Source organism: Verrucosispora sp. SN26_14.1 (genome assembly GCF_004307965.1).
Lineage (GTDB): Bacteria > Actinomycetota > Actinomycetes > Mycobacteriales > Micromonosporaceae > Micromonospora.
Genome location: NZ_SISL01000166.1, coordinates 1 through 12014, shown reverse-complemented (window position 1 = coordinate 12014; position 12014 = coordinate 1). Strand labels below are relative to the sequence as shown.

Genomic DNA, 12014 nt, shown 5'->3' with positions numbered 1-12014 from the left:
CGCCCCGCCCGTCGGCGCCGCCCGATGAGCGCCGCCGTGCTCGTCGGCACGCTGGTCGCCGCCGGGGTGTTCCTGCTGGTCCGGCCCGGACACCTGCGCGTGGTACTGGGTTTCGTCCTGCTCGGCCACGCGGTCAACGTGGTGCTGCTGGCCGCCGGCGGGCTCGGCCGCCGCACGGCGCCGGTCCGTGAGGTGGGCCCGGACACGGCGGACCCGCTGCCGCAGGCGTTCGTGCTGACCGCGATCGTGATCACCTTCGGGGTCACCGTGCACCTGCTCGGCCTGCTGCGTCGGGGCTCCGCGGACCCGGACGCCGACGCCGACGGCCCCGGCGGCGTCACCGACCCGGACGGCCCGGGCGAGACCGACGCCGACGAGCGTGCCGGGGACGGCGATCCCGAGAGTGGTCCGGCACCGACCGGACCGGACGGGGTACGGCGGTGACCCTGCTGCTCCTGTTCCCCGTCGCCGGGCCCCTGCTGGTGGCCGGTGGGCTGCTCGCCCTGCCGGGGCGGCTCCGGACGCACCGGGTCGCCGCACTGGTCACCACCGTCGCCGTGCTGTCGGCGGGCGTGGCGCTGCTGGTGACCACCACCGTCGCCGGGGACATCCCGGTGCTGAGGGTCGGCGGCTGGCCGCCACCGGTGGCCATCAGCCTCGCCGCCGACGCGTTCGGCGCCCTGCTGGTCACCGTGTCGGCGGTGGTGGTGCTCGGCTGTCTGGTGTCGGCCGTGGGCTCCGGCGACGACCGCCGCCCGTACTTCCTGCCGCTGGTGCTGGTGCTCTCGGCCGGGGCGTACGGCGCGTTCCTCACCACCGACCTGTTCAACCTGTTCGTGCTGATCGAGGTCATGCTGGTGCCCTCGTACGTGCTGTTGAGCCTCGCCGGGGGCATCGGGCGCGGCGGTGCGGGCCGGGTGTACGTGTCGACGAACCTGCTCGGCTCCACCCTGCTGCTGGGCGGAGTCGCGCTGGTCTACGGCACCACCGGAGCGGTCGGACTGGGAGACCTCGCCGGGGCGGCCCGCGACGAGCCGGCCGTGGCGGTGGCCGGCGGCGTGGTGCTGCTCGCCCTGGGCGTCAAGAGCGCGCTGGTCCCGGTGCACGACTGGCTGCCCCGCACCTATCCGGTGGCCTCGCCGGTGGTGGTGGCGCTCTTCTCCGGCCTGCTGACCAAGGTGGGTCTCTACGCCGTCATCCGGATCTACGCGGTGGTGTACGGCGGCGACCCGGCGTACCACTGGCTGCTCGGCGTGGTGGCGCTGCTGTCGATGGTGGTCGGCGTGCTCGGCGCGGTCGGCGAGGGCTCGATGCGCCGGATCCTCGTCTTCCACATGGTCAGCCAGATCGGCTACGTGCTGCTCGGCGTGGCGCTGTTCACCGCCGCGAGCCTGGCCGCGGCGGTGTACTACCTGGCCCAGTACGTGCTGGTGAAGGCGGCGCTGCTGCTCTGCGCGGCGGCGGTACGCGCCGGCCGGGGCACCGACCGGCTGGACGGCACCGGTGGCCTCGCCGTGCAGCGCCCCGCGTTGGCCCTGGCCTTCGCCGGTGCGGCGCTATCGCTGGCCGGACTGCCGCCGTTCTCCGGCTTCCTGGCGAAGTTCCTGTTGCTGCGGGCCGCCGCCGAGGTCGACGCGTGGTGGGCGATGACGGTGGCGGTGCTGGTCAGCCTGGTCACCCTGCTCTCCATGCTGAAGATCTGGAGCGCGTTGTTCACCGGTGAGCCGGCCACCGACGCGGTCACCGGCCGGATCGGGCGGTCGCTGGTCGCCCCGCCGCTGGCCCTGGCCGTGCTCTCGCTGGTCGCGGGGCTGGCCGCGCAGCCGCTGCTGACGGTGGCGGAGACGGCGGCGGACGGACTCCGCGACCCGGCCGGCTACGTGCGGGCGGTGACCGGGCGATGAGCGCGACACCGGCGCTGGCCCGCCGGACGGTGGTACGCCTGGGCCGGATCCTACGGTTCACCGGCTACTTCGCGGTCCGGTTGGTGCAGGCGAACCTGGCCGTGGCGTGGGAGATCCTCACGCCGGGGTCGCGACTGGAACCGGCGGTGGTGCGGGTGCCGCTACGGGCCGGCACCGACGTCGAGGTCGCCGCGGTGGCCCTGGCGGTCAGCCTGACCCCGGGCACGCTGACCCTGGCGATCCGGCGGGAGCCCGCGACCCTCTGGGTGCACGGCGTGTACGCCGCCGACCCGGTCGCGTTCCGCCGCGAGGTCACCGAACTGGAGTGGCGGGTGCTCGCCGCGATCCGCCCGGCCACGCACCCGGCCGGCGGCGGCCGACCCGACGACGGCTCCTCCGACGACGGTGGTCCGTCCGAGAACGACCCGCCCGAGACGTGGAGGTCGCGATGATCCTGCTGGACGTGGTGCTGGTGGTCCTGGCGTGCGCGATGGCGGTGGTGATCGGCCGGCTGGTACGCGGACCGACCGACGCCGACCGGGCCGCCGCGCTGGACCTGGGCTTCTTCGTCTTCCTGGCCGCCCTGGCGGTGCTCGCCGCCCGGCTGGACGCGCCGGACCTGCTGGACCTGGTGCTCACCGGGACGCTGGTGAGTTTCCTGGCCACGGTGGCGATGGCCCGGCTGGTGCACCGGGGGCAGCGGTGATCCGCACGGCACTGGCCTGGGCGCTGCTGCTGCTCGGCACCGTCCTGATCTCGATCAGCGCGGTGGGCCTGGTCCGCCTGCCCGACGTCTACCACCGGATGAACGCGGTCGCCAAGGCGGCCAGCCTCGGCCTCAGTTGTGTGCTGTTCGGGGTGCTGCTGCTGATCCCGAGCGTGCGTACCGCCGTGGTGGTGCTGGTGGCGGTCGGCCTGCAACTGTTCACCGCCCCGGTGGGTGGCTACGCGCTGGCCCGCGCGGCGTACCGGGCCGGTGCGCCGCTGGCCCCGATCACCCGCTACGACGAGCTCGACGGCCGGGTCGGCGACGGTCGCCCCGACACCGGCTGACGGGGTACTGGGCGGCGGTGCCCGAGGGGTCGCGGTACACTGCCGGTCATGGCCGGAGTCTTCCTGCTTCTTACCGAGCCGTGCTGATGCGCTGACGGCGCGACAGCACGGCGGCCCCTCCTGCGCGAGGGGCTTTTTCGTGCCCGCCGGGGCCCGGGGCGGGCCGCCGAGCACGGACACGAGACCAGCCAGCACGGAGAAGACCCCGCCGGTCGACGCGAGGAGAAGGCCATGACCGAGGCAGCCGCCAACGACACCCCACCGTTCCGGTACACCGCCGTGCTGGCCGACGAGATCGAACGCCGCTGGCAGGATCACTGGGAACGCGAGGGCAGCTTCCACGCGCCGAACCCGTCCGGCCCGCTGGCCGACCCGGCCCACCCGCGCTCCGGCGCCGAGAAGCTGTACGTGCTGGACATGTTCCCGTACCCGTCCGGCGCGGGACTGCACGTCGGGCACCCGCTGGGCTACATCGGCACCGACTGTTACGCCCGCTACCAGCGGATGGCCGGGCGCAACGTGCTGCACGCGATGGGCTTCGACGCGTTCGGCCTGCCCGCCGAGCAGTACGCGGTGCAGACCGGCACGCACCCCCGGACGACCACCGAGGCGAACATCGAGCGGTACCGGGAGCAGCTGCGGCGGCTGGGACTGGCCCACGACCAGCGGCGCTCGGTGGCCACCATCGACACCGACTTCTACCGCTGGACTCAGTGGATCTTCCTGCAGATCTTCAACTCCTGGTACGACCGCCAGGCCGGTCGGGCCCGCCCGATCAGCGAGCTGATCGCCGAGTTCGCCGGCGGTACCCGGCGTACCCCGGACGGCCGCCCGTGGGCCGAGCTGTTGTCCGCCGAGCGTCGCGCGATCGTCGACGACCACCGCCTGGCGTACGTGTCGCAGGCGCCGGTGAACTGGTGCCCCGGGCTGGGCACGGTGCTGGCCAACGAGGAGGTCACCGCCGACGGTCGCTCCGAGCGCGGCAACTTCCCGGTCTTCAAGCGCAACCTGAAGCAGTGGATGATGCGGATCACCGCGTACGGTGACCGGCTGCTGGACGACCTGGACAAGCTGGACTGGCCGGAGCCGATCAAGCTGATGCAGCGCAACTGGATCGGCCGATCCACCGGTGCGCACATCGACTTCCCGACCCCGACCGCGCCGATCCGGGTGTTCACGACCCGGCCGGACACCGTCTTCGGGGCCACCTACATGGTGCTGGCACCCGAACACGAGCTGGTCGACGCGCTGGTGCCGGCGGCCTGGCCGGAGGGGACCCGGGACGCGTGGACCGGTGGGCACACCGATCCCCGGGCAGCCGTCGAGGCGTACCGCAAGGCGGCGGCGGCCAAGACCGACGTCGAGCGGCAGGCCGACACCAAGGAGAAGACCGGCGTCTTCATCGGCGCGTACGCCGTCAACCCGGTCACCGGTGGGCAGGTGCCGATCTTCATCGCCGACTACGTGCTGGCCGGCTACGGCACCGGCGCGATCATGGCGGTACCCGCGCAGGACGAGCGGGACTGGGAGTTCGCCGATCTCTTCGAGCTGCCGATCGTGCGTACCGTGCAGCCGCCGGAGGGCTTCGACGGCACCGCGTACACCGGGGAGGGGCCGGCGATCAACAGCGCCGCGCCCGACCGCGACCTGGACCTGAACGGACTGGGGGTGGCCGACGCCAAGGCCCGCATCATCGCCTGGCTGGAGTCCACCGGCGCCGGTCGGGGCGCGGTGACCTACCGGCTGCGGGACTGGCTGTTCAGCCGGCAGCGGTACTGGGGCGAGCCGTTCCCGATCGTCTACGACGCCGACGGTGCCGCGATCGCGCTGCCGGAGGAGATGCTGCCGGTCGAACTGCCCGAGGTGGACGACTTCTCGCCGCGCACCTTCGACGCCGACGACGCCGACAGCGACCCGGAGACGCCGCTGTCGCGCCGCCGCGACTGGGTCGAGGTCGAGCTGGACCTGGGTGACGGGCCGAAGCGGTACACCCGGGAGACCAACGTGATGCCGCAGTGGGCCGGCTCCTGCTGGTACGAGCTGCGGTACCTGGACCCGACCAACGAGGGACGGTTCGTCGACGCGGAGAACGAGCGGTACTGGATGGGGCCGCGCGGCGAGGGCGACTGCGGTGGCGTGGACCTGTACGTCGGCGGCGCCGAGCACGCCGTGCTGCACCTGCTGTACGCCCGGTTCTGGCACAAGGTGCTGTTCGACCTGGGGCACGTGTCGTCGTTCGAGCCGTTCCGCAAGCTGTTCAACCAGGGCTACATCCAGGCGTACGCGTACACCGACGCCCGGGGCGCCTACGTCCCGGCCGAAGAGGTCGTCGAGCGCGACGGCGACTGGTTCCTGGGCGACGTCCAGGTCAACCGCGAGTACGGCAAGATGGGCAAGTCCCTGAAGAACGTGGTCACCCCGGACGAGATGTGCGCCGCGTACGGCGCCGACACGTTCCGGGTCTACGAGATGTCGATGGGGCCGCTGGAGGTGTCCCGCCCGTGGGAGACCCGGGCGGTGGTCGGCTCGTACCGGTTCCTGCAGCGGGTCTGGCGGGCGGTCGTCGACGAGCAGACCGGCGAGTCGCGGGTCACCGACGAACCGGCCGACCAACAGACCCGCCAGTTGCTGCACCGGGTGATCGACGGCGTCCGGGGCGACATGGAGGGCATCCGGTTCAACACCGCGATCGCCAAGCTGATCGAGCTGACCAACGCGGTGACCAAGCTGGCGACGACCCCGCGCGAGGTGGCCGAACCGCTGGTGCTGATGGTGGCGCCGCTGGCCCCGCACATCGCCGAGGAACTGTGGCGGCGGCTGGGTCACCAGACCTCCCTGACGTACGCGGACTTCCCGGTCGCCGACCCGGCGCTGCTGGTCGCCGAGACCGTCACCTACCCGGTGCAGGTCAACGGCAAGGTCCGGGGCCGGGTCGAGGTGCCGGCCGACGCCGCCGAGGACGACGTGCGTTCCGCCGCGCTGGCAGCGGTGGCGGGGGTGCTGGCCGGCAAGGAACCGCGCAAGGTCATCGTGATCCCCGGCCGGATGGTGTCCGTCGTCGCCTGACGCTGTTGGCGAGCTGTTGGTGTAGGTGAGCTGTTGTTGGTGAAAGGAAGGGTCCCCTGCTAACGCCTCGTGCATAGCAGGGGACCCTTTCTAACGTTCGAACGCCGTGCTCGGTGCGGCGGCCGAGCCCTCCAGTGCACGGTATGCGGGCGCGCGTGCGGTGCGAGCCGGCGCTGCGGCGGGCACCCGTGGGGCCACGTGGGCGGGAAGAAGACGTGCCGCACGCTCCGGCGCTACGAAGGCGGCGTCTTCGAGTTCCCGGGGTGCGGCGACTCGTCGCAAGGTCGTGCTCGATCCGGGATCGAGTGGTCTCGTGCTGACACCGAGGCCACTCGATCCAGGATCGAGCGTGATCATGGAGCGCGATGCGGCGAGAGCGGGGGCGCGGCACGATCGCGCTTGCCGAGTTGTTAGCAGGGGTCCCCTGCTATACGCGAGGCGTTAGCAGGGGACCCCTCCTTACATCTGGGTGGTGCGGCGTCGGCGTTCGGCGAGCCACCAGCGGGTGAGCAGCACCGCGCTGGCGATGAAGCCGAGCGCGGCGGGGGTGGCGGCGAGCCAGTTGACCTCGCCGGGACTGGTGACGGCGGCGCCGACGGCGGCGTAGCCGAACGCCGACGGGGCGGAGGCGATCACGCTGCCGACGAGGAACGGCAGTATTCGCGCGCCGGTGGTGCCGTAGCCGTAGCTGACCAGGCCGTAGCCGGAGATCGGCAGCAGCCGTACGGTGATCACCCCGAGCACGCTCTGCCGGGTGAACCAGCGATCCAGTCGGGCCAACCGGCCCCGGACGCGCTCGGCGACGAACTCCCGCCCGAGCACCCGGCCGACGGTGAAGCCGATCGCCGCCGCCAGCAGGGCGGCCCCCAGCGCGTACGCGGCACCCTCCAGGGCGCCGAAGAGCGCGCCCGCGGCGAGCGTGATGAACGTACGGGGGACCAGTGCCACCAGCAGCAGCGCGCCGCCGAGGACTCCGGCGACCGGGGCGAGACCGCCCAGTCGGTCGCCGAACTGCGGCAGCGCCGTCGGGTCGGGGTGGGGGACCAGGATCAGGGTCACCCCGAACCCGGCGATCAGGAGTAGCAGCAGGCCGAACCGGACGACCGACGGTGTGGTGGCGACCGGCTGCACCGATCGCCAGTACCGTGTGAGCCGCCGGACGGCCGGGGTCATGCCCGGGCGGCGGCCACCGCGGCCCGACGTTCGGCCCGCAACCGGTCGGCCCAGGTGTCGTCGAGCGGCGGAAGCTGCTGTGCGCCGGTGGCCCAGCGCAGCAGCAGGTCGGCCAGGGCCGGGTTGCGGGCCAGCGCCGGACCGTGGGAGTACGTGCCGAGCAGCTTGCCGCGCCACGCGCCCTCGGTGGCGCCGTCGTTGCCGATCCCGGCGGTGACCCGGGCCAGCGGGGAGACCTCGGCACCGAGACGGGTACGGCCGCCGTGGTTCTCGAAGCCGGTCAGCGGAGGCAGACCCAGCCGGGCGTCGATGTCACCGGCCAGCTCGCCGACGGCCCGGGTCTCGCCCCGGTCGGAGGAGAGGTCGAGCAGTTCCAGGCCGCGGTACTGGGTGCCCTTGGCGAAGAACGACGTGCCGAGCAGTTGGTATCCGGCGCAGACGCCGAACACCACCGAGCCCTGGGCGACCGCCCGGTGCAGGCCGCCGTCGGTGAGCAGCCGCTGGGCGCCGAGCGCCTGCGGGCCGTCCTCGCCGCCGCCGATGAGGTAGATGTCGGCGGTGGTGGGCATCGGCTGGTCGGAGCGGACCTCCAGCACCTCGATCGGGAAGCCACGCTGCTGTGCCCGCCGGGCCAGGATCAGCATGTTGCCCCGGTCGCCGTAGGTGGAGAGCAGGTCGGGGTAGATCCAGACGATGCGCAGGGTCTCAGTTGACACGGTCCAACTCCGCTCGGATGTCCTGGAAGGCGGTGTAGTTCGCGATGACCTCCAGCCGCCCCGGCGGCACCGCCCGGATGGCGTCGTCGAACGTGCGGACGTGCTGGAACGGCACGCCGTTGACGTCCAGCCGGACCGCCAGGTCGTACGCGCGGTCGCCGGTGATGAGCACCTGACGTCCGCGTAGCGGGGCGAAGTCGACGTCGAAGAGCCAGGAGGTGTCCAACCCGTCGGGGTCGCGGGCGTTGATGGAGAGCAGGGTCGCGGTGTGCTCGGCCATGTCGAACGCCTCCAGCCAACTGGCCGGGTTCTTCGCCAGCAGCAGCCGGACCAGCCGACCGTCCCGCTCGACCTGGGCGTACCGTCCGGCGACCGAGGTGACGTCGCCGAGGCGGGGGACCGCGTCGAACGGGCGTACGCCGAACTCGGCGGCCAGGGCCAGCGCGGTGGCCGCGTTACCGATGTTGACCTTGCCGGGAAGCTGGAGCTTCACCTTGTACCAGGCGCCGGTGGGGTCGAGGACGCCCTCGTCGTCGACCGTCCACTGCGGCTGCGGGCGGCGCAGCGGGCAGCCGCTGCACCACCACTGCTCGCCGGAGCGCTGGATGGTCGAGCCGCACTCGGGGCAGACCCACGAGTCGTCGTGCCACCGCTGCCCGGCGGAGAACCAGGTGACGTGCGGTGGGGTGATCCGCTGGTCGTGGGCGGCCGGGGGGGTGGCCGCCCAGACCACCATCGGGTCGTCGGCGTTGGCCACGATGCGGATGTCCGGGTGGCGGACCAGGGCCGCGCGCCAGAGCTGCGCCATCATGGCGACCTCCTTGGCCCGGTCGAGCTGGTCGCGGGAGAGGTTGAGCAGCGCCACGACGTGCGGCTCGGTCGCCTCGATCACCTGCGCCAGGTAGTGCTCGTCGACCTCCAGCACCGCGTACGGGGTGCTGCCCGCCTTGGCCAGGGCCGAGGTGTGCCCGGTGGGCATGTTGGCGCCGAAGGAGTTGGTGGCGACCCGGCCGAGCACGCCGACGGCGGCGGCGGCCAGCCGTGTGGTGGTGGTCTTGCCGTTGGTGCCGGAGACCAGTGCGATGGCCCGTCCGGCGGAGAGGTGTGCCAGCAGGTCCGGGTCGATCTTCAGGCCGATCCAGCCACCGATCACCGAGCCGTCGCCACGGCCCGCAGCCCGCGACAGGGCTGCGGCGGTCCGTGACACGGAGCTGGCCACCTTCGCCCGTAGGGGCATCTTCGCGTCCGTCACGCGAGCGAGGTTACCGGACCAGACCACCCCTCAGATCGCCGCCGAGGGTGTTCCGTTCTGTCCACTTCGTCGGTGAGCGGGGCGGTGGGCGTCCGGACCGGCCCGAGTGGATCTATGTCGGATAGCGGACCACGTCCGCCGCCCCGCCGCCCTCCACTCCGCTCCACCCCGGCTGACGTGCGGTTTTGTGGCGCGCGGCGACGCGCCGCGCGGTCGATTCTGGTTGCGGGTGGAGGGAAGTGGAGTAGAGTGGGGCGCATTGGTGGGGCCGGGAGGGGCCCACCGGCCCGGGGGGTCAACGGCGCGCGAACGCCGTTAAAGGGCGAGGGGGTTGGGCCGATGTTTCTCGGCACCCACACTCCGCGCCTGGACGACAAAGGCCGGTTGATCCTTCCGGCGAAGTTCCGGGATGAGCTGGCGGGGGGTGTCGTGATCACCAAAGGGCAGGAGCGCTGCCTCTACGTCTTTCCGACGCCTGAGTTCCAGCACATCGCGGAGCAGTTGCGCGCGCAGCCGATGACGCACAAGGCGGCCCGGGCCTACAGCCGTGTCTTCTTCGCCAGCGCGCACGACGAGATACCCGACAAGCAGGGCCGGGTGACCATCCCGGCACACCTGCGCAGCTACGCGGGGCTCGACCGGGACCTGGTGGTCATCGGCGCGAGCACCCGGGTGGAGATCTGGGACAAGGTCGCCTGGGAGACCTACCTCGCCGAGAGCGAAGACGACTTCGCCGACATCGAGGAGGGGGTGCTGCCAGGCGGTCTGTAGGGCGTGGCGACGCCCGACGTACTGCGAGATCTCCAGCCGCTTTCGAGTTCCTGGCATCCCTTCCCCGGTGCCAGGCGCACGAGTCGAGAGCGGATGGGGATCTGGCGGTACGACGGCACGGCGTCGTCCGACGAGCAGGACGCGACAACGAGACCGGTTCAACCAGTGGGGGGCGACATGGGGGAGCTACGCGGCACGCATGTGCCGGTGCTGCTTGAGCGGTGTCTCGAGCTGCTCGCCCCCGCGCTGGGTCGAGGCGGCCGTACGGTCCACGTCGACGCGACGCTCGGCCTGGCCGGGCACGCCGAGGCGGTGTTGCAGGCGCATCCGGAGACGATCCTGGTGGGCCTGGACCGGGACACCGAGGCACTCGCACACGCTCGGGTACGGCTGGCCCGGTTCGCCGATCGCGTCCATCTGGAACACGCGGTCTACGACGAGTTGCCCGAGGTGCTGGACCGGTTGGGCTACCCGTCCGTGGACGGTGTGCTCTTCGACCTCGGTGTCTCCTCACTGCAACTCGACGCGCCCGACCGCGGGTTCGCGTACGCACAGGACGCGCCGCTGGACATGCGGATGGACCAGACCCGGGGGGTGACCGCCGAGGAGGTGGTCAACACCTATCCGCACCCGGACCTGGCCCGGGTGCTGCGGGTGTACGGCGAGGAGAAGTTCGCCGGCCGGATCGCCTCGGCGATCATCCGGGAACGGGACCGGGGCCGGATCACCTCGTCGGCGCGTCTGGCCGAGCTGGTGCGGGAGTCGATCCCGGCGCCGGCCCGGCGAACCGGGGGACACCCGGCAAAGAGAACGTTTCAGGCTTTACGGATCGAGGTAAACAGAGAACTGGCAGTGCTGGAGACGGCGCTGCCGGCCGCTCTGGACACACTTTCCGTCGGCGGTCGCATGGTGGTCCTGTCCTACCACTCGTTGGAGGACAGGCTCACCAAGCAGGCGCTCGCCGGCCGGGTCCGCAGTACGGGCCCGGTCGACCTCCCGGTCGAACTGCCCGGGTCGGAGCCGACGTTCCGGCTGCTCAGCCGGGGCGCGGAGCTGCCCGGGGAGAGGGAGGTCGCCGCCAACCCGCGAGCCGCATCGGTGCGGCTACGGGCGGCGGAACGGATCGACCCGCAGGCCCGGCACCAGGGGCGTACCGACCGCGAACGGTACCGGCGCCGGGTCAAGGCGATGCACCAACCGGGGACGGGGTCGGCCGCGGAAACCGGAGGGGGACCGCGGCGGACGCCGGGGGACACGGACGAAGAGGGGGAGGGAATATGAATGTGAGCAAGCGTCGGGACGTCGCCGGCGTCGGGCAGCGCACACCGCGGTCGGGGGGCCGGATCGCGGCGGAGCGGACCCGAGTAGCCGGGAACGACACCCGGCGGCAGGACCGGGTGAGCCGGCTGGACGACACTCGCGCCCGGGGGGCGCGCGAGTTTCCCGTCCAGGGCAGCGCCGCACTGCGTCCGGTGGAACGGGCCGACACCGGCAAGCCGGAGAGGGCCGAGTCGCCGCGGCTGCGGGTCGCCCCGCCGCCGCCGGTGCGGGTGCCCCGGGCACCGTTCGCGGCGCTCGTGGTGGTGCTCGTCGTCGGTGGAGTGCTCGGCATCCTGGCCGTCAACACGAAGATCAACGAGAATGCGTTCCGGCTCGACGAACTCCAGCAGCAGCAGGCCAAGCTCGACGTGGAGCAGCAGCAGCTGAAGAAGCAGATCGCCGAGTCGGAGTCGCCGGGCAACCTGGAGGCCCAGGCCCGCCGTCTGGGGCTGGTCGAGTCGGGCGAGCTGGCGTACATCCGGCTGCCGGACGGCAAGATGATCGGCGTGCCGCAGCCGGCCAGCGGGCAGGTGTCGATCACCAGCCAGCAGGGCTCGGAGGGGTAGGCCGTGCCCTCGAGATCAGACGAACCGCGCCGGGACGCCACAGGCTCCCGGCGCGGTTCTTCCCGTAACGGGGGTGCACCGGACGAGCGCGGCGGCGAGCCGGGTATCGGCGGCATCTCCGATGCCCGCGCGTACACCCCCCGGGGGCGCACCGTCCGGGACGGCGGCGGCCGGGCCGAGCAGCGGCGCAGCC

The 12014-nt window shown here is 72.4% G+C and carries 12 protein-coding genes and 1 pseudogene; 10 read left to right on the top strand and 3 right to left on the bottom strand.

The genetic code is table 11. The annotated features are described in order from the left end of the window. Positions 1 to 24 precede the first annotated feature (24 nt). From EYA84_RS16270 to leuS, 6 genes and pseudogenes are all read left to right on the top strand, one after another. Positions 25 to 330, top strand: a pseudogene (locus tag EYA84_RS16270) (sodium:proton antiporter); the annotation flags it as partial. Positions 331 to 440: 110 nt separating this feature from the next. After that, positions 441 to 1904: a proton-conducting transporter membrane subunit gene (locus EYA84_RS16265; RefSeq protein ID WP_131053921.1), complete on the top strand. Its 1464-nt coding sequence runs from the start codon at positions 441 to 443 to the stop codon at positions 1902 to 1904. After that, positions 1901 to 2356, top strand: a complete 456-nt coding sequence (locus EYA84_RS16260) for a Na+/H+ antiporter subunit E (RefSeq protein ID WP_131053920.1) — start codon at positions 1901 to 1903, stop codon at positions 2354 to 2356. The genes EYA84_RS16265 and EYA84_RS16260 overlap by 4 nt, the downstream gene beginning before the upstream one ends. After that, positions 2353 to 2610, top strand: a complete 258-nt coding sequence (locus EYA84_RS16255; RefSeq protein ID WP_131053919.1) for a monovalent cation/H+ antiporter complex subunit F — start codon at positions 2353 to 2355, stop codon at positions 2608 to 2610. The genes EYA84_RS16260 and EYA84_RS16255 overlap by 4 nt, the downstream gene beginning before the upstream one ends. Beyond that, positions 2607 to 2957, top strand: coding sequence for a monovalent cation/H(+) antiporter subunit G (gene mnhG, locus EYA84_RS16250; protein WP_131053918.1), 351 nt, complete (start codon positions 2607 to 2609; stop codon positions 2955 to 2957). Before EYA84_RS16255 ends, mnhG begins: the two co-directional genes overlap by 4 nt. Positions 2958 to 3188: 231 nt before the next feature. Continuing rightward, positions 3189 to 6023 carry a leucine--tRNA ligase gene (gene leuS / locus EYA84_RS16245; protein ID WP_131053917.1) on the top strand — a complete coding sequence of 945 codons (2835 nt, stop codon included), beginning with the start codon at positions 3189 to 3191 and terminating at the stop codon, positions 6021 to 6023. Between the two features lie 459 nt (positions 6024 to 6482). Here the strand turns inward: leuS and EYA84_RS16240 are convergent, their stop codons facing one another. The 3 genes from EYA84_RS16240 to EYA84_RS16230 are packed head-to-tail and all read right to left on the bottom strand — an operon-like array spanning position 6483 to position 9149. Further along, positions 6483 to 7196: a TVP38/TMEM64 family protein gene (locus EYA84_RS16240; RefSeq protein ID WP_131053916.1), complete on the bottom strand. Its 714-nt coding sequence runs from the start codon at positions 7194 to 7196 to the stop codon at positions 6483 to 6485. Next, on the bottom strand, positions 7193 to 7912 hold the full coding sequence (locus tag EYA84_RS16235) for a type 1 glutamine amidotransferase (RefSeq protein WP_131053915.1): 720 nt from the start codon (positions 7910 to 7912) through the stop codon (positions 7193 to 7195). Before EYA84_RS16235 ends, EYA84_RS16240 begins: the two co-directional genes overlap by 4 nt. After that, positions 7902 to 9149 (bottom strand): MurT ligase domain-containing protein, encoded by a 1248-nt coding sequence (locus tag EYA84_RS16230; RefSeq protein ID WP_131053923.1) that lies wholly within the window; start codon positions 9147 to 9149, stop codon positions 7902 to 7904. The genes EYA84_RS16235 and EYA84_RS16230 overlap by 11 nt, the downstream gene beginning before the upstream one ends. Positions 9150 to 9503: 354 nt before the next feature. On the opposite strand from EYA84_RS16230, the gene mraZ reads away from it, so the two are divergent. The 4 genes from mraZ to EYA84_RS33490 form a co-directional block, all read left to right on the top strand. Next, positions 9504 to 9935, top strand: a complete 432-nt coding sequence (gene mraZ / locus EYA84_RS16225) for a division/cell wall cluster transcriptional repressor MraZ (RefSeq protein ID WP_131053914.1) — start codon at positions 9504 to 9506, stop codon at positions 9933 to 9935. Between the two features lie 177 nt (positions 9936 to 10112). Continuing rightward, a complete protein-coding gene (gene rsmH / locus EYA84_RS16220; protein WP_131053913.1) occupies positions 10113 to 11216 on the top strand; it encodes a 16S rRNA (cytosine(1402)-N(4))-methyltransferase RsmH in 1104 nt (367 codons plus the stop codon). Further along, positions 11213 to 11821 (top strand): septum formation initiator family protein, encoded by a 609-nt coding sequence (locus tag EYA84_RS16215; protein ID WP_131053912.1) that lies wholly within the window; start codon positions 11213 to 11215, stop codon positions 11819 to 11821. Before rsmH ends, EYA84_RS16215 begins: the two co-directional genes overlap by 4 nt. Positions 11822 to 11824: 3 nt before the next feature. Beyond that, positions 11825 to 12014 (top strand): hypothetical protein (locus EYA84_RS33490; protein WP_131053911.1); only part of this gene is annotated, 190 nt, incomplete at its 3' end.